Raw genomic sequence first — 21,565 nt, 5'->3', positions numbered from 1 at the left:
TTGTTATATCGCTTCTATCATCAGAGCTCAATTATTTGTTACCGCCGTAGCAACCTCCGTATTGATAAAAGTTTGGCTTTGTTTTACTCCCCAAGACTCAAGTGTCCGTCACCTATTCCGTTAGTAGAAAAATCTCGTTCGATAATTTAAAACACCCCAGCAGCAAAACATATTCACACATATTATTTTCTGTTCTTGAAATATTCTGTCAAAAAGTATCTGTTCTCATAAATGGTATTATAATATTGTGCTATGAATGCCTCATATTCATTCAATATCTGTTGCTTCACTTGCTTTTGATTCGTAACATTCTGATATCTCATTTTTAGAATATAATTTACACATTTTTCAAATTGATTGCTTTTTATGACAACTTTTATGAACTCTTGGCACATACTTTGGGCTTGGCTAAGACTGCGCTTAAGAATCCTTGCAGCATCCATATCAAATGGAGAAAGTATATACCAACGTATGCAGGCATCTAAATGTGAGACAAAGTTTCCTCCTTGGCTAAATGTATGTGGATAGCATGGGATTACAAGATGAGGAAATGCTTGTTCAGGCTTAAATACCTTTTTCTGAACCGTTGCATAGTCAATATGTTCCTTTCTATCTTGATAAAGATCAAAAGCACCTATATAGTCAAGGATTTTGGCCGTATTACTCATTTGTATTGTACTTGGTGAGTATTCTGGTTCAAAGCGAAACCTATATATTTTTTTCCCATCAGCAGAGACATAAATTGATACAATCTTCACCAATCGGCATGGAAAATGGCAAAGCGTTTCAGGCGTTATCATCTGTACCTCAACATCCGGAATATTTATGTCTGCAAGCCAGATATTATCAGGCACCAATTCGACTTGGAATAGTTTTTCGGGATTCCAAAAACATACAGCAGGTATTTGTTCTGTTCCAACAACCAGGTTCATGTTATCCAAAAATGACTGATAAGGAGCGATAAACTTCTGAAATTGTTCTACCGACACATTTTGGTAAAACAACAGAATCAGAGACAGCAGGATACCTGGCGTTTTTTCAAATCTATTATTTCCAAGATTTCTGGCATCCTGACTACAAAAGTATTCGCACCATTTTTGCAGGATAGGGCCACGGATATCTAATAGTTCTTGTTCAGAAATTGCACCTTCTTTAAGTCGATCACGATCAATGTTCATATATCGCATCGGATCGCCATCCAAGATCAGGATACGCCACTCTAAAAAGCCCGCGTGGACATTTTGCATACGGTTTCTGGGATGATAAATTGTCTCAGTGTTTGAAATCTCATTAAACTTATAACTGATATGGTATAGGTTCTGGGTGGTCTCTGGCAGAAAGACTTGCTTACTCATATCCTTGGTTCGGATTTCACACGGACGTATTTTCAGGCGATAGTAACGGCAGGCTGTTTCATCCCAGTAGTGAGCGGTGTTATCTAAAAAGCAATAGTTTTCTTCTCCCTTATAAGCCAAAAACGGTAGTATAGAATCTACAGAATTTGTAAATGACAGCATATGTTTATCCCTATAATCATTAAACGGAATAAAGAAGCTTCGGCGAAGATTGCGTTTATCTCTCTTACTATCGCAACCTACTTCATCCCGAGTAATTTCCTGGTAAAAGATGTTAAAGTAGTCGCATTTAACACTTTTAATCAATTCTTTACACACTTGGCAGATTTCTGCATATGCTATATCAATTTCGTTTCCAACATCGAATTGCGTATCATAATAGATAAAATTTCGTTCATAGCCATCCGAAGCCTTAGGGGTTATCATTTTGTATGGGTCAATAGCGATCTCTACATTTGTGCCTTGGATTGTGTTGTCATAAAACATTCCATCTTCATTCTCTGGGATATCATGCACATTAATTTTACCCCTGCTTTTACCGTAAGAATGCAGAACAATAAGCCTTTCCGGCTGATTTGGCTGACGCGTATAAAATTTGATACAATCAGTTAATTGAAATACTGATTGAAGTCCTATTCCAAAAATACCAGAGGGCCTTAACCAATCAGGCATATTTTCCATAATCTTACGCAGACGAATGTTATTTTCTTTACTTGAGCCAATATCTGCAATATATTTTACATCATCAAGTGTAATGCCAATTCCTTTGTCTTTAACAATAATGAGAAGTTGATTGTTCTCTAAATATTTGATAACCTCAACCAAGATATCATAATCAGCAAAAATGGTGTGCCGATTATCTTTCATGAAATCGGTTAATCGCAGTCCTTATTTTGTACTATTTTTAGAAAGCCCATATTTTAAATGAAAACTGGTGAGAAGGATGAAAACGGCAAAGATATTGAAAAGCATTATACTGGTCCCATCTGTTATTCTGTCTCGATGCAAACAATATATTGTGAAGTTTGTTCGGAGGAGATTGGAGAAAAATGCTATCTTCTATTTCATTATGATTTTCTTGCTTATCAGAATTTGGAATGCAGATTGGTAACAGCCCTTACTGTTTCCAGCGGTGTGAAACGCTTGCCAACGATGCATAAGCTTTTGTTAACAAAGAAGCAATTAAGTCAATGTGATATAGAATATCTTTGTGGGCAGCTAAAACTCAATAATTCGGAAATATTAATGTCAGAAAATGCATATCGAGAATTTCTTAGAGATACAAAACTGCCTGAAAGATTTTTTGAATATTTTGGTGCAAAGGAGACATACGCTGAAGGCTTTTTATCTTCAGTTGCGAAGACACCTTACCTTTCCTTTAATGAGTCACTAATCAGCGATTCATTTCTTCCTCCCTTTGATAAAATAAAAATTATTTGCCTCCTTAGAAAATATTCTTCTGCTCCACGATACAACAAAATTAGTGGAAAGGCAGAAGAAATGGTATATAATTATTTGCAACTTCAAAAAGAATGTGATAATTCGGATACAAATGAATAGTCATACGCAATATTTACTTACTACATAAATTCTTCCTTGTAGGGCAATGGCAAACAGGATAATTCAGTTTGCCATTGCCTTGATGGACATATTCAAATCATATCTTGAAAATTCTCCCTCCTGACGTACAAGCTCCATCCCCTTCATATCCCCTGTAATTAAAGATAAGGCTACCGGACTTCTTTCTGGGACATTTCATTATCCACGGACAGCTGTAGAATAGGTGATTGCTTCCACTACTTCGATACAGACCAGAAATAAATTTCGGATATTTTACTTTTCAGCAGTCACCACACAATATTTCCCCCGCATTCAGAGCAGAATCTGGCATCTCTCTCTCCAGTTTATGCTCAATTACTTCTGTGGCCTCGAAAGAGAAAAAATCTTCTTCCCTTTTTCTACCTTTTGCTACCATTACTCTTTTAAAAACTATTCTTTTAGGCCAACGCAAAAACAATATCCCCATCGGTTTTTGATTCTCTTTCCTTTACTCTGGCCATGAAACACCCTTGGGATAGATAATTTTGTAAAAATCGAACTAATCACCCGATATACTCTACTTCTATTTAATTCAACACGGCTCTGCTCAGGTGTATAAACCGAATATCGTTTTTTCTTACAGAGCCATTTTACAAGTCTTTTTTCTACCCAAAGCCGATGTAACCAAAAATCTATAATCTCTATATTTAATACATTAAACCCTGCATTCATTAAATATTGATAATATTCTTCACTTGTTCGTCTCAAAAAATACCCCCCCCCCATATCTAAATGGAGCAGTTTGCTCACAAATTACAAATATACCACCATTAAATAAATGTTCGTAAATGTTATGCATTAAATACTGACAATGCATATCGTCAATATGTGCCCATACTGCAGACGAATAAATCATATCAAATTTGGCATCTTCTGTGATTCCTTTTTCAGAAACCTCATAACTAACATTATCATACTGCAACTTTTTTGCTATATCTATCATTGACGGTGAGGCATCCACTCCATGAATATATAACTCTTTCTCCCATATCTTTTTAATATATTCACCATCTCCGCAACCGAAATCACATATATATTTAAAGTGATTTTTTTTAATAATTTTTTTTATTTTCCTTATAATAATTTTTCGTCTTGCATAATAATATGGAATAGGTGTAATTGTATAAAATTTCTCTTTTTTATAAGTATATTCCATATTAGCTCTCTCATCCCAATAAGAAATATTTGCGCCCTTCCAATTGCTTTCATACATTCACTTTCTCCTCATCTGCGTTGAAGCAAATACACCCTATATTTTTCTACTTGTTAATATTTATTTTTTAAAATATACTCTGCATCCGGAATATAGGAAATACATCTATTAATTCTTGAATCAATACTTAATATTAACTCATGGTCTGTTAACCATCTACCTCCATTTACTTGCTTTGTTTCCCAACATTTTGCATGTACAAATTCATCCGAATCTGACCATAGCTCTGGTACCGGCATCCATCCTGCAACAAAAGCAATATATAAGCCCTCTGGAGAATACAAATTAGGAATGCTCCTTTCCATTGCTTCAATAATTTTTATTGTTGCATTCTTAAGTACGTTTGTCCGCTCATTAATTTCATCCGTAATCGTTTCTGGTGTCATTCCCTCTTTTTTTAAACGTCTATATTCATTTAATGAAGTTCTTGTTATCTTAATACTGTCATTTAATATATCTGGTGTAGCCAGAAAAAGAGCTTCGCTATAGCTAACTACATGGATTATCTCAGGACTATAAATATTATTAGGCTCAATATCATCCATCATTGCTGTAACTGCAGCCAATTGCACTTTTGCCCTTTCCAAATCCGGCTTAAAAAAGTCCAAACCGGCTCTAGTCTGAAGCACCACTTTAAATTTATCATCTTCTAGCCCTTTTACAAGGCTTAAAAGAGCTCTAGATTTTGCCAAATCCTGAATTCCCCATGTGCTCCGAGGCGTGTTCAACATATTTTGAAGAATAAAGACCTTTATTCCACACTTTTTAATCATTTTAGCCGCAAGATATGCCGAAATAATATATGTGATATCATCACATCCCCGGAATGCAAAATGATGAGAAACATTTGCTTCTACAGGTTTATTTGTTGTAGCAATATACTGAATTGTATTAATATGCTCTTTTAAGTTCTTATATAAAGAATTAGATCCTCTTCCGTCAAGTTCATCGAACCACCATAACGAAAGTGCGTGCCATGCAATATTGATATTCTTTTCATATATTTGGGCCATCAATTTTACATTTTTTGTTCCAGAATATGTACGCACAAGCATAGGACGGGCTATATCCCAAATATCCTTAAACTCTTGTTCTGAATTAATCGGAACTCCACCGCCATTGACTTTTTCTTCCCAGTTTTCACCAAAATTAGACTGTGAAAGTTGTGAAGTACCAATAGAAAGAATATCTAGGTATCCAGTATCAGCTAAAATCCGGCACCACTCTTTATACTCCTTTAAACACTGCTCTCTTTTCAGTTCTGCAGAATATGGGCCTGAATGTGCCCTAATCAATGGCTGAAACCCATTCATAAAATTATGTTCAAGCCTTGCAGACAGTGAATCTCTAAATGTCCCATATTCCAAATATTTATTACGATTGAGCGGTTTCATCTCTTTATAAGAATTTTCCTCAATAATAGTCTTTCCAAATGTCAATAACTCCTTGTCATATTGGCAGCCAGACAATATTTTTTGCGGTATTTCTTCATATGGAATCCCCATGATCAGCAATGTTTCTTCAGCTGATTCCCCCCCACGAAAAGTGCGAATTCGGCCCTTATATTCTTTATCTATCGCATTGCAGGCAGCAGCTAATCCCGCAAAATAAACACTTTTAATCGTTGCTCCTGCACTTTCGTAATCACCATTCTGTTTCAATATATGTACCAATTTCCCGACAATATTAATTGCATCATTCACGTCCAAACGATACGAAATACCGATATGATTAATTTGATTTTCTTTTAACCATTTCAATATAAGCCTTTGGGAACTATCAGCAGAAATCTTCTCTAGGGCCTCCTCAATTTGCGTTGGTGCAACAATAACACGATATCCACACTCTTTTAATAACGCCGCTGCTGCATGTATTCCCATTGTATGAGCATCTAATAATGCTTTCATCAAACCAAATGTCTCATTCTTCAAAACTGTCATATTCATAGTCCTTCAAAAAAATTCCCGGGCAGATTCTAATAAAACTTTTCTCCCTTCTTCTCTAAAGTTTCGTTCCAACACCGTACTAGCCAAATTAATTATCATTGTCATATTAGGCGTTAAAATGCCTACCTGCATCCCTAAATCTTCCATTGGCACCATTCCATTAGGAATATCCTCGAAAATATACCGACACCAAATAGATGTAGGTGCATCTATCTCTCGATATTTATCATTATTTTGAATGCATTCAAATAGATCATTACCTTTAACATTATATGTTCTCTTCATCCAATCAGCCGTTGACTCTATTTCAAAACCAACTTCCTTGGATATTCTCATTCGCTCACCATCTATTTTTTCTAAAAAACCTGACACGCTTTTAGAAATTCCATCGTAATAATATTTAAAATCAGCCTTCTGTGTTTCAATCCAACCAATATTCATAAGTACTGGTGCACAGTGCAATACCATGCCTACATTAGAAAAAGAGGTTATCGCTACAGAATTGACTATTTTAAAATAAGGTTTTAAACAGGCAGGCATTGATGCCATTATATACTTCATTTCTTCCTTCCTTAAAGAAGCAATTTGAACATCATTTTTCATGGCATATAGATTTACACTATTATTAGTATCTTTTCTACATGTATACACAATTGTCTGTGTTTCAGCAATTTGGGGCATCTCTTTAACTCCATGTTGCCGGAGTGTATTAGCAAAATCTATTGCGCCAAAAGTCCTTCCCGGATTTAATATAATCACCATATCTCTATGAACATATGGCGCTAATTCCTTTGCTATGTCCCTATGAGCACTACTTGGCGTAGCTACCATTACGAAATCAGAAATCACTTCACTTATTTTTGAAGAAGCCTTTTCTATTGTCGCCACATCATTTATAATGCCACTACAATAAATTTTGCGTGTTTCTACTACTTCCTGTATATTTTTTAATGTTCTATTCCATAAAGTTACTTTAACACCATTCAATGCAAGGTGAGCTGCCATTGAAAGGCCTTGATGCCCCGCACCACATACAAACACTCTATCGCTATCCTTCGAATTTATCGTACTCATATTAAAACCTCATATAATTTATATTTCATTTAATAAAAGCACTCTTTATACATTATACTGTCTCCATTGGCATCTAATATATCCACCTGTTCTAATATTTTATGCCGTTTTTTCGATAATTCTTCAGAAGTATTTGCTTCTATTAAAAAACCAAGCACTCTGTCACCACTAGTTGTTTTTTTACGTATTTCACTTCCAAATGTTTTATACTGAAACAATTCACTAATATTCCCAGAAATCACATTTTCTTCAAACCCAATCAGTTCTTTCAATATACCACTATGAGCATAAACATAATTCATCTCTGCCGACTTATTTACATAGGTAGGAGCCACGCATTGAACCTTATCTCCAAGCACTCTATTAACGTATAGCTTCATAATATCTATACCCGTTATATTCTCTATAAATTTATATTTCGATCCGCCCCCCATACGCGCACTACACTCAATAATGCTTATATCATCTCCTTTTACAATAGCCTGTATAAGTAATGGCGTATTCTCTAACTCAAATGCCTTACAAATTTTTTCTGCTGTATCTTGAATTTTATACTTCACAATATCAGAGAGTATAATTGGATATTGACTTTGATAAATAGTAAATTTATCTATATCAGTCTTCATTTTGTTTGTCGAACTAACTAAAAGAATTTTAACTCCTTCATTATCTTTCCAAGCATCTATCGAAATTTCTTGTCCTTCTATATAATTTTCAGCAATTACCATCTTGCTTCTACTTAAAAGGAAAGCATTATCCACAGCCTCTTCAAGCTGTTTATCATTATTAACTTTTACTACTCCTTTTGAGCTGTTAGCATCACAAGGCTTTACTAGAAATGGATATCTTAAACTATCCTTTATTTTTTTTAGAAAAGGCTTATCTTCTTCTAATAAAATCCAATCTGTAGTAGGCACACCATATTCTCGAAATTTCTTTTTCATATATGCTTTATTTGTGATATTTTGTGCTATACAAGAACTTAAATAGGATGGAAGTTGTAATTTCTCTGATACTCTTGCGGCTGTTAATAAAGCCTGATCAGTACATGCTGTTGTTATCAAATCCACTTTTTCGCGCACTGCCAAATCATACATTAAATCTTCGTCAAGAGTACTAGCTTGAAAATGCTCCTTTACATATTTTTTAGCTGGAGGATTTTCAAGATAATCCGCTAAAATAACTTCATGTCCTCTAGACCGCAATTCCTTTATTAAAGCTATCTGGTCAAATCCACCAGCTAATACTAAAATTTTCACGATTTACACGCTTCCTCCTATTTATTGACACATTGATAACAAAATAATATCTAATTAAAAATAATTATGTTTTTAGATCTAAAAAATTAGAATTCGGTGTAAGGTTTGTGTCGCTAAATATTTCTTTAGCGAACAAAAACAACTTTTTCATATTGATTTATAATTATTATTTCTTATATAATTTTTATATTTTAACAACTTTTTCACGTCTTGTCAATTTTCTTATCTTTTTCAACCAATATTTTTAATTTGTATTTACTATTTTGTTATATATTTTCCCAAATTCTATTTACTTTATTAAAAAAAATAATAAATTCTTTAACAGAATATTATGAGTGGTCAGTATATGGGCCAAATTAAGGAAAGGAGCAGTTTATGTCTAAAAGAGGAGAAAATATACACAAACTGAAAGATGGAAGATGGGAGGCACATTATATAAAAAATAGAGATAAAAATGGAAAAATTCATTATGGATACGTTTATGCTTTAAAGTATGCAGATGTTAAAAAAAGAAAGAAAAAATCATACAGTCAATGGAAAATACCTCCAATGTAATAAATGATTCTATGAAACCATGTTATTTTTCAGAAATATTTGATAAATGGAAAGTAAAATCTCTTTCTATTGTCAAAAAAGTAGTTATTACTTTTATGAAACAATAATAATCATCACCTTCTTCCGTATTGGGGAAAAATTACAATATCACAGATTTCGGAACAACTCATACAGAAATTCATATTACTTAAATTGGATGAAGCACTTTCCATTTCTTATATTAATACTATTCTATCCATATTTAAAAATATATTAAAATTTGCTAAACAATATGGTTACTTAACTACATCAATTCCTATATTTCAATTGCCGAAGCAAAGGAAAACACCTTCAGATATTTTTAGTTTGTCTGAATGGGCATGCTTGAATAATTATTTATTGACTCAAAATGATAATTTTTCTTTTGGTATTTTTCTTTGCATGTACACAGGAATACGAATTGGTGAATTATGCGGGTTAAGATGGGAAGATTTTGATTCTAAAAGCGGTCAATTAATGATAAAAAGAACAGTGTACCGGATAAAGAATATGGCGTATACATCAGATAATAGTTTACCCAAAACAATTGTTAGTATAGCATCTCCCAAAACACCTTCTTCAATTAGAGAAATGCCATTGCCTGCTTTTTTATGTAGGAAGATGCAACAATATTCCAGTGATCCTCTGCATTATATTTTAACAGTAACCACAAAGTGCATGGAACCACGCATTGTACAAAAAAAATATAAAAATATATTAAAAAAGTGCGAAATACGATACCTCAATTTTCATTCTCTTAGGCACAGCTTTGCATCTATTGGAATTTCAAAAGGATTTAATTGCAAAACACTGTCGGAAATACTCGGGCATAGTTCTGTTAACATTACTTTAAATACATATGTTCATAGTAGTATTGAACAAAGGCGGCAGTGTATGGAATTATTAGTAATGAAATAATGGTCAAAATAGTAGTCAATTTAAAAATTTGTTTTAATTTTATTATTTTCACTATTTGTTCGCTAAAGAAATAGTTTAGCGACATAGATATTTCATAAAATTATTTTTAGAGGAAGGACCAAGATTATTGGCTTGGTGAAATGAAGATGGTATGGAATAGTCAAGTAAAGAAAACATATGAAGACACGAAAGCACAATTATATATTTCTGGCGGAACAGAACGTCTAGCGCGTGAACATGAAAAAGGGAAACTGACAGCCAGGGAAAGAATGGCTATGTTGTTTGATAACAAAGTATATTCAGAAATCAATATGTTGGTAAAATCAAGAACATCTCTAGAAGATTTACACAAAAAAACATATTTAGGTGACGGAGTTATTGCATGCTATGGAAAAATAAATGGAATAACTGCATATGCAGTAGCACAGGATTGTACCATCAGTGGTGGTGCTGGTGGTGAAGCCCATGTGCAAAAAATATGTCAGACATTAGAATTAGCCCTAAAGACTAAAAGCCCTTTTATATGTTTATGTGATAGTGGAGGAGCAAAAATTGAGGAAGGTATTATTTCATTGTCTGCATACAGTAAGTTATTTTACTTAAATACACAAGCTTCCGGATATATTCCTCAAATAGCTGCTATTATGGGAAATTGTGCTGGAGGATCTAGTTATTCGCCTGCAATGTGTGACTATATATTTATGGTCAAAAATACAAGTCAATTTTTTATAACAGGCCCAAGAGTGATCAAAGAATTAACTGGGGAAGTTATAACTATGGAAGATTTAGGTGGTTCAGAAGTTCATAGCCAATATAGTGGTGTGGCAAATTTTGTTTGTGAAAATGATGCAGAATGTATTCAAGAAATAAAAAAACTACTTAATTATACATGCATAAAAGAAAAGCCATTCAAAATTACGATACGCAATAATTATAAGGAATTAGGCAGAAAAATAGAAGAAATTGTCACTGAAAATGCGCGACACTCTTATGACGTTCGACAAGTAATTTCTTGCTTGGTAGATGAAGAGTCATTTTTTGAAATTTCAAGTAATTTTGGCAGAAATATAGTAATAGGTTTTTGCCGACTAGATGGTAAAACAACTGGCATTGTGGCAAACCAGCCATGCGTATTGGGAGGAGCAATTGACTGTGATGCGTCAGATAAATGTGCACGATTTGTTCGTTTTTGTGATAGTTTTGAAATACCTTTACTTATAATGATTGATGTTCCAGGATTTTATCCAGGAGCCGCTGAAGAAAAGAAAGGAATTTTAAGACATGGCAGTAAAATGTTATATGCGTTTTCAGAAGCGACTATACCCAAAATATCTTTAATTATGCGAAAAGCATATGGGGGTGCATATTGTGCCATGAATAGTAAAGCTTCAGGCGCCGATATGGTGTATGCATGGCCTATTTGCGAAATTGCCGTCATGGGTGCCGAAGGTGCTGTAGATGTTATGTATAACAAGCAAATAAAACAAGCTGAAAATCCTACTGAATTTCGTCAAGAGAAGATTGATAGCTATAAGGAAAAATATTTAAATCCTTACTTTGCTGCTTCTTTAGGGATGGTTGATGAAGTAATCCTACCAGAAGAAACCCGGGAAAAAATCATTCAAGCCTTTGATGCTTTAAAAAATAAGGAAATAAAAGTATATAGCAAAAAACACGGTAATATTCCGTTATAAGAAAAGAGAAAACGTATGCACACAAACTCTATGGGAAATTTTTTTGAAGATTTTATTGTCGGGGAAGAAATATATCATGCTCTTTCTAAAACCATTTTTGAGAGCGATAATAATTTATTTTCTCTTCTTACAATGAATGCACATCCGGTACACACTAACATAAATTATGCTGAAAAGCAACAACATGGACAGCTTCTAGTAGTAGGGACATTAGTGTTTAGTCTGATTGTTGGTCTGACTGTAACAGATATTAGCGGAAAAGCTATTGCAAACTTAGATTATGAGAATGTTAAACATCTTGCACCAGTATTTATAGGAGACACCTTGTATGCTAAAACAAAAATATTGGATAAGCGTATATCACGGAAAAGTACTGACAGAGGAATTTTGTATGTTGAAACGATAGGATATAATCAAAATAAAATCAACGTAATTTCTTTCAGGCGGCATGTACTAATCAAATGCAGTAAGAGGGAGAAAGAATGAATACCAATATGTTATTACGAAGTTTCATGTTTTTACCAGCTTATAATTCAAAATTTATTGATAAAGCACTATGCAGTAACGCTGATGCATTAATTCTTGATATGGAAGATGCCGTTCCACCTGAGAAGCGTCAATCTTCGAGAGATAATATTATTCAATATCATAATAATGGAGCATTCCATCAAAAAAATATATTTATAAGAATTAATGAGATAGGAACAAAAGATTTTTCAGAAGATATTATGCAGTTGATATTACCCGATATTACCGGATTAATGCCTTCTAAGATTATGAATGCTGAGGATATTATTTTTTTAGATAAATTATTAAATGTAATGGAGCTAAAAAAGAATATTGATGTTGGAACTATAAAATTAGCACCACTTATTGAAACAACAAAGGCCGTGATGGATGTTCAGCGAATAGCACAATCAAGCAAACGACTTGTTGCTTTATGCTTTGGAGGCGAGGATTATCTTAATGACCTTGGCAGCACATATACTTATCAGGAAACAGCTTTCATTTTTCCTCGCGCTATAATTGTCAACGCGGCCAGATCTGCTGGACTTTTACCAATTGATACCCCATATCTAAATGTAATGGATATAGAAGGATTTGAGAAAAAAGAATGTGAAGCCTATAAAAATGGCTTTGCTGGATGCTTACTTCTAAATCCAAGACAAATCGAACCAGCAAATAGGGTATTCTCTCCTGATGCTAAAAAAATAGAATACTCCAAAAAGGTTATTGAAGCAGTAAATTTAGTTACTTCAGAAAAAAAGTCCGGTGTTGTAATGTTGGATGGGGTAATGGTCGGACCACCTATGAGGAAAAGAGCCCAGTCTGTATTAGAACAAAATAAATTAATTAATTTAAAGAAATAGGTAGGGCATTATGCTGCGAAGCTTTTTGTTTGTACCAGCCAAAAGACATATGCTTTCAAAAATAAAGACATTCGGGGCTGATGCATATATAATTGACTTAGAAGATTCTATTGAAATTGAAAATAAGGAAAAAGCACTAAATCAGACAGAAATCTTTTTAGATGAATATTCTAATAATTCACAATTTTTTGTCAGATTAAATAAAGAATCATATGACAATGAAGTAAAAAGACTCGTAAGATTTTCTAATGTAGGTTTTATGTTACCAAAGTTTGATAACATAGATTTTTATGACGCTTTCGCCCATATTTGGAAAGAACGAACAGTAATTGCCATAATCGAAACTCCTATTGGAATTGTCAACATAAAAAAAATTGCAAACTGTAAATGGATAAATATAATGGCTTTCGGTGCAGAAGATTACACTTCTATTACAAATATGGATAATAGACCAGAATTACTTATGTATCAAAAAAGCCGTTTAGTTACATATGCAAAAGCATATGGTAAATATGTTTTAGACACTCCCTGCTTTTGTCTAGATGACGAGAATACAGCTATTGAAGAATTTAAAATGGCTGCACGAATGGGATTTGATGGAAAGTTGGCAATAACACCAAAGCATATAGAATACATCAATAAAATATTTAACCTTGGTAAAAATAACCATGAGGATATTATAGAAATTATAAATCGTTTTGAAAAAACAGGAGAAGCAGTTCAGGTGATTGATGGTAAAGTATATGAAAACATGCATATAAACAAGCTAAAAAAACAATTGGATCTATAAAATACATGCTTTGCAGACATATGGAGATAAGAAGAAAATGAAAAAGCTTATAATACTAGGCGGAAGTGGAATTGGAATGTCCGTAGCTGCTATTGCCACACAAGATTTAACAATAGAGACCTTGGGTTTTCTAAATGATATTCTCCCAATAGGCTATAAAGTCGGGAAATTTACAAGGGTTCCAGTTATAGGAACAACAGATGATATCAATCGCTACTTAAAAGATGAAGACACATTTTTTTTTATTGCATATGTAGGTATGCAACACGAAGAAGAAGTTTATAAAAAAATTGAAAGTTTGAATATTCCGACAAATAGATATTATTCTGCAATTCATCCGACCGCTGTTTACCCTAAAGGATTTTGTTCCATTGGAAATGGAGTACTATTAACGGCTTTATCTCAAGTCGGCGTAGATGCAGTAATCTCTGACAATTGCATGTTGTTAGCAAATTCTTATGTTGGACATGACAGTTTTCTTGACAGATTTGCACATATTGCAACAAATGCAGTAGTTGGTGCAAATGTTCATGTAGGTAAAGCTGTTCATGTAGGTAGTAATGCAACCATTAGAGAAAAAATTACTATTGGTGATTTTTCTCTAATCGGAGCAGGCGCTGTTGTAATAGAAGATGTTCCCCCTAATAGTATAGTAGTGGGTAATCCCGCAAGGGTCCTGAGGACAAAAAAGAATGTTTGAAATAGCTTGGTCGTACATTGTAAATAATCGTAAACTCTGGTTACACTTTTCCTTTGGAAATACCCTGAACTCTGGTATAATAAAGGTATCAGCTCCAAGGAGGGGACAATGGTTTCCAGTGCAAAAGACCTTCAGCTAAGAGAGCTGAAAGATACAGTATCACAACTGAAAACAATGGTATCCGAACAGACTAAGCTGATCAAATCTCTCCGTCTTGTCATTAATGACAAGGCCAGCCGTGAAAAGACCTTTCAGGAACAGCTGGATTACTTGATCAAAAAGCTTTTCGGTTCTTCCAGCGAAAGGAGATCCGATGGCATCCCCGGCCAACAAAATCTTTTTAATGAGGTCGGGGTGGAACATGGTCCATCCCTGTTGGAGGAAGAAACAGTAATCCGGGGACATACCTGTAAGAAAAAGGCAACCCATGCGGAGCTTTTCAAAGGCCTTCCGGTTAAAAAAGTAGTGATCCATCTTCCAGAAGATGAACAGATCTGCAGCGCCTGCGGTACACAGGTGGTCCTCATTGAAGAAGAATATGTCCGCCGCGAGCTGGAATTCATTCCTGCCAAATGTAAAGTCATTGAATACTACAGCCAGAATCTATGGCTGTCCGTCCTGTAAAGAAGGACTTGGTGATACCGAAAAACCTGTGATCGTAAAATCCCGGGTTCCGGAAACACTGCTGGAAAAAAGACCGGCAACCCCATCAACTGTGGCATGGACCATGTATCAGAAGTATGCAGGCCGGTTTCCCCTCTATCGTCAGGAAAAGGACTGGAAACAGTATGGCGCACAACTCAGCCAGACCACACTTACCAACTGGATCGTCTATTGTGCTGAGCATTATTTTCAGCCAATGTATGATCTTCCATCGGCAGCTACTCAAGCGTAGCTTCGCAATGGCGGATGAGACCAGAGTCCAGGTACTTAAGGAAGACGGCCGCCGGGCAGACACAGTCATCCATGTGGCTGTTCTGGAGCGGTGAAGATGGCCTTCCTCCGATCATTCTGTACGGGTATTCCCCTACCAGAAGTGCTTGCTCAGTCAAGATTATTTACAGCCTCTAATTTGAGGTTACTATTTCAAAAATATAAGTAAATTATCAATTCGAGATTATGTCATATTTATCATACACAAAGCTACTAAGCATATATTTATAGTGCCAAGAGGGTTATGCCCCATATTATAATATTGACTTGTAAACATAATATGATAATGTTTTTCCTTCTACTATATCAGTTAGTTCAAATACACCATTGCCCACAATAATATCATGACAAAAAGCTCCCTTATATATAATTGTCATATTTCTAGGCACTCTCAAAATACTCTTTTTAATATTTTCCATTACTTTTTCCATTACTATTGCAGGAAAGGGATTAAACATATATATATGGGTATATTCATCATATTCAAGAAATTCTGCAGCATCAGCATGATAGACTATACATTTGCCAAGTTTTTCCTTTCTAATATTTTTATTTGCAATTTCACATAATCTTTCAGATAATTCAACCCCCCCCACTTTAAAAAAAGCATACTTACTAAAAATTTTTAACATATATCCTTTCCCACATCCTAGGTCTAAAATAGCATCTGTATCCTTAATAGGTATTCCTTTCATAATTTTATATAAATAAGTATTATCTCTCGTTGCTTGGTAAACACTTGAGCGCTCCTGACTTGTTCCTATTTTTTCATAACCTTCATTTTTTACAAAATCCACTCCTCGTATTCTATCCAAAACAATCCACCACAAATACTTCACTGAATAAAAAAATCTTTTTTCTTTAAATATTTTTAGCAATCCATATAAAAATTCCTTAAAAGAATGAAAATACATAACTTTAAACCTCACTAATAAAATGAAATAATGGTAACAAAACTATTGACAAAACAGCTACGCTTATCATTATAATATACAGTACTAATGAATATCCTATCGCTAATTCTTTTGAAACACCCAACAACATCAGCAAACTTATTGTTGACATTTGGCTGACCCCTAATCCCATTACGGACAATGGGACTAAAGCCATTACAGAAACTAATGACATAATCCAACAAAGATCCTGAAAAGGAATTATTATATCTAATGAGTAACAAACGGAAAAAGAAACAGCTACAGAAACAATTTGCAGTATAATACCCCACAAAATACTAACCAAAATCGCCTTTTTATCATTCACATATCGCTTAATTCCATTTAGAACATTTTCAAGCATTTCTCCAATTTTTCTTAATATCCCCTTTTTTCTTTTTATTCCATCTAAAAACCATCCCCAAAAGTTTATCGACTTTTGATTAAACAGCCCTATGATAAGACAAATGCATCCTCCTATTATAAAGCAATAATATAGTTTATATTTATTTGAAAGGGGTATTCTCGAAAATATCATTCCTATTAGTCCTACAATAAAACCCCCTAAAAAACCAGTTATTTTATCAACTAAAATAGAAGCTGTAATCATTCCCATATTTTTCTCAGTTTTTTTTAATAAAACAATTTTCCCTCCTTCACCGACTATTTGTCCTCCCAGTGAATACGTAATTATATGTCCTATCAAAACACCTTCCAAAAGTCGTACAAATTTTATATTTTTTAATAAAACTTTCCATTTAAACGCCAAAAGCCCGCACATAAAACATACCATAACAAATGCTAATAAAAGCATTTTCTTATCTGCATTAAGTAGGTAAGAAAGTATTTCTTCTGTATTAACCTTCCTTAATAATATAAAAATAATGACTAAAATAAAAAATATTTTAATAATTAATTTTAAGTACTTTTTCACTATATATACCCCAAATATATACGAACAAATAGGTTATCTATTTCATACATCTATGCTTATTTAACCAAATCACTAAATTATTAATATCTTGTTTAAAACAATATTTTAAAATAATTTCGAACGGGCAATAAAGAACTTTCAACACACCTTTCAATTTAAAATATATATAACTATCTATCAAATCTCCACCGAATTTTTTCTTAAATTTGTAATGATGATAATAATAGCTTGTTTTATCTTCCGTAGGCATAACTCCCCCAAAATCAAACATTTCAAATCCCCTTGCATGATAATTTTGAATAGCATACCAAATTATTGCTTCATTCGCGTTATATTTATGCAATGTTGCACCATACTTATATCTAACTGTTTTCTTATCTCCAGAAATTATAAATGCGCACCCTCCAAGAAACTCCTTTTCATCTGTTTCCGCACAAAATATCTCTATATTATTCAACTCATCCGCATCTAATTTAGGAATTCCCTTTTCTTCACAAAATAAATTTTGAAAATCAAAGTATTTCTTCTTATCGTCACTATCCTCTACTTTCCATACACGAATACCATCCCTATTTGCCCTATTAATAGCATATTTACAAGATTTATAATCAAAACATGCAAAAATATCTTCAATTTCCTTTGATATATCTAATAAAAATGTTTTTGCAGTAATTTTAAAATCATACATGTTTTTATCTATTTTTTTATTTTCATGAAGACATTTTATACTGCTGTCTGCCGTATAAAACAATTCTTCCTCAAACCATATATCAAATATTTTTAAAAAGGCTAAATTTTTATATCGAAACATATACATATCTCCAATAGTTACTTTTATCACCAAAACGGCTCCAAAATAAGGATAAGTTTAGATTAAAATAAAATTACTTAATTTATTTTCCTCGTATTATATAATAGTAGTGTATATAGTTCCTCTCCAAAGACTGTAAGCTATAATTTTCACAGATGCTGTAGATTAGTTCTAGTATAGCGTATTCAAAGTTTATGTGGAAAATCATATCTCAAGCTCATCCATTTTGTATGTCCAATGATACACTACCGGATGTTCGTTGATTTCGGCAATATACTGATATATCCGTTCTTCCAGTTCCTCTTTGGAATCGACACGGATGCCCTTCAGACATTGCTTCCCCATCTTTCCAAAGAAACTTTCAATCAGGTTCAACCATGAACCATGCCTGGGTGTGAATACAAATTCAAACCTCCCCGGTCTTGTTGCAAGATATTTTTGAGTCTCTTTGGATGTATGGGCGGAATGGTTATCCAGGACAAGCCGTATTGTATCATGTTCCGGATACTTCGCATCAAGCTTACGGAGCCATGAAATGAAATCCGAGCTTTTATGGGTATCACTTACAAGGGGGATAATTTCTCCCGTAAGCAGGTCCACTCCTGCAAGTAAGGACAATGTCCCCAGACGTTTATACTCATAATCCCTTCCGACAGTACCGTGTGTCTGTGTCGGCGGAAGGTCCGGTGCTATGTTCTTAAGAGCCTGGATGCCAGGTTTCTCATCATAGGAGACAGTCACTGTTTTGGGATCTTCCATGTTGATGACAAGATTCCCTTCTTTGTCAAAGCACATCTCTACCTGCTTATATACAAGGAGGACGTCATGCATTTTTGTCTCAAACTCGGGATCCTTCCGTTCAAGGTAATAGCTGATCTTATTGGGCTTTATTTCATTGCCTTCAAGAGTGGATCGAACAGTAGCATGGGAAATATTCTTCAATTTGGGGTATCCCGCTTCTACGCAGCAGGACTGAATGTACTGCTGCAGCGTGCGGTATGTCCACAGTTCCTGTGCCCTGCCCAGATCCTTCGGCTTTGTGCATGCAATGTTGGTGATCCAGATCTTTTCCTCATCTGTTATGGAGTTTGGTTTACCAGACCGGGCAGCATCATTCATTGTATACTCAAGCCCTGCGGCTATATATTTGTTGACGAAATTAGCTACTGTGTTAGGGTGGACACCGATTGTCTTCGCTATCTCAGTGTTGGACATTCCATCTGCGCTATAAAGGATAATTTTTGCGCGTTGTACCTTACAGTATTCCGCAGTCTGGGATCGAGCAATTTTTTCCAGAACCTCGCGGTCGTCATCTTTCAATATGATGTTTCCGTATTTTTTGTTTCTGCCCATAGTTTTGTCCTCCATACCTGTTGATAAAACCACTATAGCAGATACACATTATTTACACAAGAACTTTCAATACGCTATACTAGTTTTCCTACCGTTTAACGTTTTCAGAAAGTCTATAATCAGCTATTTGTCTAATTAGTTGTATAACGCATGACGTTTTATTTAGCATGAGATTATATTTGACCTTATCACCAATTCGGATGGTATTTCTCTTTTTAAACGCTTTTCCATACTAGCAACCATTTCTCAGATACAAAAATAGAGCTGGTAGCTACTGGTCAACACAGTGATAATCACTAGATTTTCTACCATGTCCGTGAGCTAAAGCCGAAGACCGAATACCGATTTTCTCTTATTCAGGATTGTGCCAGCTGAAATCTTCTTAATCAAGACTTTGTAGATTCTGTCCCCCGAGTCAGAAAACTTGTTTCCTTACTGCATACGGTTTCCGTCTATGCCCTAATGAAAGAACTTCCCACTGCAAAGCAATTGCATACTATCATCTGTCTCACCTGCTTTCCTGTGCTTCTATCAACACTTACGGTGAGGTAAATCCTCTGAAACCACCGCAAACCCATTTCACTCTTTGAAATGATCGAAATCAAATAAAGCAAGCAAAAGCTTAGATTGTTCCGTTCGTGGACACCCTCTCCAGTCCACTCATGACGGTCCCCGGTATTTCCTACCACATAGCAACAATCATTATCATTGAAATAGACAGCTTTACAAATTTCAGTTCCGCAGAACCGGTGGTTGCCTATGTCACATTGAATCCATCCGTCTATCAATCGGGACAGATGACCTTTCACTCATGTCAAAATAGTGAAATGGGGCTCCAAATACCTTCGCTATGCCTTATTTATTGCCGCCAAATAGTCTACTTGGGATAGCTTTTTGGAACCCATTTTGCCCGTGACAAGCGCCAAAGGACAAGGCGTACAACCATTATCCATGCTGCAAAGAAACTGACCAGAATCCTATTCCATCTAGTTAAATCAAGCTAGTCCTGATTTTTGACTTCCATAAACATTTTTTGAGGTGCTCTGTTTGTCATACAATTGTCAAGATGCATATTTATCAGAAATGTCCTATATAATATTTCCCGAATATTAGTTCAGAAGACTAACCTATACTAGGGATCTGAAGGGTCAATATACCCCATTAAATTTTACATATATTGACTTATAAAAAACTCTGGACAAAAAACATACTACAATATATTTAATAAGCATGTCTTATCTATCTGTTCAGGCAAACTAATATGCTCACCATCAAACACCTCATTTTTATCCTTTTTCTTTATACGCAACCGCCAATATATCTTTTTCAAATATTTTAAGACTAGTCCTACCATATAACATCGATAATATATACAAAACCAAATTAATAATCTTAGATAACATCTTAGTAACAATGGAAATTAAAGGATTTAAGACATAAATATCTGTTCCAACTATAACTATATTTTTAAATCCTGTAGCTCTAAGCATTTGTTTCATGCTTATTTCTGTAAAACCAACTTCATGCGTAATATCTATATATCGTCCGGCAGTAGAAACAAATGGATTTACCATATTCGGAGTTTTTAATAAGAAAACACCGTCTTTCCTCATCGCCTGTATTACAGCATCTAATACATCAAATGCCTCTTCCTTCGTTAAATGTTCTATCACATCATTAAGGACAATAACATCATAGTAATCTTCTTTATCGTCCAAAAAATCTATTATAGATAAATTATATACCTGAGCGTTCTCATTCTTTCTTTTAATAAATTCAATATTTTCCTTGGAAACATCTACACCTGTACAATCTTTATACCCATATTTATGACAGAAATAGAGAAACTGCCCCATTCCACATCCCAAATCTAAGATGCGTTTGCTCTTATCTTTTGGCATGTACTTCAAATAATTCTTCTTAAAATATCTACTATGCAATTCAAAATCTTTCTTCATATTATGTGTATCTGCAAAACCATTAGACATATATAAAGCATAAACTCTTTCTTTCCAATTACTCACTTTCTCCTAACTCCTTTTCTTTGCATACTCTATATTTTCTTCGCAACCAAATATAATATTTCTGCATCAACGTGTTTCATGGACTTT

22 protein-coding genes are annotated in these 21,565 nt (G+C 34.3%); 11 read left to right on the top strand and 11 right to left on the bottom strand.

Annotation, left to right across the window (positions count from 1 at the left end):
- Window positions 1-182: 182 nt before the first annotated feature.
- Window positions 183-2,222 carry a hypothetical protein gene (locus D5281_RS01935; protein WP_160558445.1) on the bottom strand — a complete coding sequence of 680 codons (2,040 nt, stop codon included), beginning with the start codon at window positions 2,220-2,222 and terminating at the stop codon, window positions 183-185.
- Between the two features lie 57 nt (window positions 2,223-2,279).
- Here D5281_RS01935 and D5281_RS01930 point away from each other — a divergent pair, with 57 nt between their 5' ends.
- A complete protein-coding gene (locus D5281_RS01930; RefSeq protein ID WP_160558444.1) occupies window positions 2,280-2,915 on the top strand; it encodes a hypothetical protein in 636 nt (211 codons plus the stop codon).
- Between the two features lie 429 nt (window positions 2,916-3,344).
- Here D5281_RS01930 and D5281_RS01925 read toward each other — a convergent pair whose 3' ends face one another.
- From D5281_RS01925 to D5281_RS01905, 5 genes are read right to left on the bottom strand one after another with little or no spacing between them, the layout of a single operon-like run.
- A complete protein-coding gene (locus D5281_RS01925; RefSeq protein ID WP_160558443.1) occupies window positions 3,345-3,662 on the bottom strand; it encodes a hypothetical protein in 318 nt (105 codons plus the stop codon).
- The gene (locus D5281_RS01920; protein ID WP_160558442.1) at window positions 3,646-4,167 is read right to left on the bottom strand and encodes a class I SAM-dependent methyltransferase; all 522 of its coding nucleotides are present in this window, start codon (window positions 4,165-4,167) and stop codon (window positions 3,646-3,648) included. Before D5281_RS01920 ends, D5281_RS01925 begins: the two co-directional genes overlap by 17 nt.
- A gap of 53 nt (window positions 4,168-4,220) precedes the next feature.
- Window positions 4,221-6,107: a cobalamin-binding protein gene (locus tag D5281_RS01915; RefSeq protein WP_277935113.1), complete on the bottom strand. Its 1,887-nt coding sequence runs from the start codon at window positions 6,105-6,107 to the stop codon at window positions 4,221-4,223.
- 12 nt (window positions 6,108-6,119) lie between these two features.
- On the bottom strand, window positions 6,120-7,187 hold the full coding sequence (locus tag D5281_RS01910) for an NAD/NADP-dependent octopine/nopaline dehydrogenase family protein (RefSeq protein WP_160558441.1): 1,068 nt from the start codon (window positions 7,185-7,187) through the stop codon (window positions 6,120-6,122).
- 29 nt (window positions 7,188-7,216) lie between these two features.
- A complete protein-coding gene (locus tag D5281_RS01905) occupies window positions 7,217-8,446 on the bottom strand; it encodes an ATP-grasp domain-containing protein (protein ID WP_160558440.1) in 1,230 nt (409 codons plus the stop codon).
- 375 nt (window positions 8,447-8,821) lie between these two features.
- On the opposite strand from D5281_RS01905, the gene D5281_RS01900 reads away from it, so the two are divergent.
- The 9 genes from D5281_RS01900 (at window position 8,822) to D5281_RS25355 (ending at window position 15,386) form a co-directional block, all read left to right on the top strand.
- Window positions 8,822-9,001, top strand: a complete 180-nt coding sequence (locus D5281_RS01900) for a hypothetical protein (protein WP_160558439.1) — start codon at window positions 8,822-8,824, stop codon at window positions 8,999-9,001.
- A 192-nt stretch (window positions 9,002-9,193) separates the two neighbouring features.
- The gene (locus tag D5281_RS01895) at window positions 9,194-9,937 is read left to right on the top strand and encodes a site-specific integrase (protein WP_160558438.1); all 744 of its coding nucleotides are present in this window, start codon (window positions 9,194-9,196) and stop codon (window positions 9,935-9,937) included.
- Window positions 9,938-10,083: 146 nt separating this feature from the next.
- Complete coding sequence (locus D5281_RS01890; protein WP_160558437.1) at window positions 10,084-11,631, top strand: acyl-CoA carboxylase subunit beta; 1,548 nt, start codon at window positions 10,084-10,086, stop codon at window positions 11,629-11,631.
- 15 nt (window positions 11,632-11,646) lie between these two features.
- Window positions 11,647-12,117 carry a MaoC family dehydratase gene (locus tag D5281_RS01885; RefSeq protein ID WP_160558436.1) on the top strand — a complete coding sequence of 157 codons (471 nt, stop codon included), beginning with the start codon at window positions 11,647-11,649 and terminating at the stop codon, window positions 12,115-12,117.
- Entirely contained in the window at window positions 12,114-13,001 is an 888-nt protein-coding gene (locus D5281_RS01880; RefSeq protein WP_160558435.1) for an HpcH/HpaI aldolase/citrate lyase family protein, read from the top strand. Before D5281_RS01885 ends, D5281_RS01880 begins: the two co-directional genes overlap by 4 nt.
- Window positions 13,002-13,011: 10 nt before the next feature.
- Complete coding sequence (locus tag D5281_RS01875; RefSeq protein ID WP_160558434.1) at window positions 13,012-13,791, top strand: HpcH/HpaI aldolase/citrate lyase family protein; 780 nt, start codon at window positions 13,012-13,014, stop codon at window positions 13,789-13,791.
- Window positions 13,792-13,828: 37 nt separating this feature from the next.
- Window positions 13,829-14,491 carry a NeuD/PglB/VioB family sugar acetyltransferase gene (locus D5281_RS01870; RefSeq protein ID WP_160558433.1) on the top strand — a complete coding sequence of 221 codons (663 nt, stop codon included), beginning with the start codon at window positions 13,829-13,831 and terminating at the stop codon, window positions 14,489-14,491.
- 108 nt (window positions 14,492-14,599) lie between these two features.
- Window positions 14,600-15,115, top strand: a complete 516-nt coding sequence (locus D5281_RS25360) for an IS66 family transposase zinc-finger binding domain-containing protein (protein WP_277935112.1) — start codon at window positions 14,600-14,602, stop codon at window positions 15,113-15,115.
- Window positions 15,018-15,386, top strand: a complete 369-nt coding sequence (locus D5281_RS25355; protein WP_277935111.1) for an IS66 family transposase — start codon at window positions 15,018-15,020, stop codon at window positions 15,384-15,386. The genes D5281_RS25360 and D5281_RS25355 overlap by 98 nt, the downstream gene beginning before the upstream one ends.
- 292 nt (window positions 15,387-15,678) lie before the next feature.
- On the opposite strand, the gene D5281_RS01860 is transcribed toward D5281_RS25355, so the two are convergent.
- From D5281_RS01860 to D5281_RS01845, 4 genes are all read right to left on the bottom strand, one after another.
- A complete protein-coding gene (locus tag D5281_RS01860) occupies window positions 15,679-16,338 on the bottom strand; it encodes a class I SAM-dependent methyltransferase (protein ID WP_160558432.1) in 660 nt (219 codons plus the stop codon).
- 4 nt (window positions 16,339-16,342) lie between these two features.
- Complete coding sequence (locus D5281_RS01855; RefSeq protein ID WP_160558431.1) at window positions 16,343-17,290, bottom strand: lysylphosphatidylglycerol synthase transmembrane domain-containing protein; 948 nt, start codon at window positions 17,288-17,290, stop codon at window positions 16,343-16,345.
- 37 nt (window positions 17,291-17,327) lie between these two features.
- A complete protein-coding gene (locus tag D5281_RS01850; RefSeq protein WP_160558430.1) occupies window positions 17,328-18,101 on the bottom strand; it encodes a peptidoglycan bridge formation glycyltransferase FemA/FemB family protein in 774 nt (257 codons plus the stop codon).
- Window positions 18,102-18,305: 204 nt separating this feature from the next.
- Window positions 18,306-19,454 carry an IS630 family transposase gene (locus D5281_RS01845; RefSeq protein ID WP_160558429.1) on the bottom strand — a complete coding sequence of 383 codons (1,149 nt, stop codon included), beginning with the start codon at window positions 19,452-19,454 and terminating at the stop codon, window positions 18,306-18,308.
- A gap of 662 nt (window positions 19,455-20,116) precedes the next feature.
- Here D5281_RS01845 and D5281_RS27135 point away from each other — a divergent pair.
- The gene (locus tag D5281_RS27135) at window positions 20,117-20,344 is read left to right on the top strand and encodes a transposase (protein WP_160558428.1); all 228 of its coding nucleotides are present in this window, start codon (window positions 20,117-20,119) and stop codon (window positions 20,342-20,344) included.
- A gap of 396 nt (window positions 20,345-20,740) precedes the next feature.
- On the opposite strand, the gene D5281_RS01835 is transcribed toward D5281_RS27135, so the two are convergent.
- Window positions 20,741-21,478 carry a class I SAM-dependent methyltransferase gene (locus D5281_RS01835; RefSeq protein WP_160558427.1) on the bottom strand — a complete coding sequence of 246 codons (738 nt, stop codon included), beginning with the start codon at window positions 21,476-21,478 and terminating at the stop codon, window positions 20,741-20,743.
- Window positions 21,479-21,565 lie beyond the last annotated feature (87 nt).

The sequence above is a fragment of the Parablautia muri genome (genome assembly GCF_009917485.1).
Classification (GTDB): domain Bacteria; phylum Bacillota; class Clostridia; order Lachnospirales; family Lachnospiraceae; genus Suilimivivens; species Suilimivivens muri.
The sequence above is the reverse complement of the archived record's forward strand: the minus strand, read 5'-3'. Positions and strand labels throughout refer to the sequence as shown.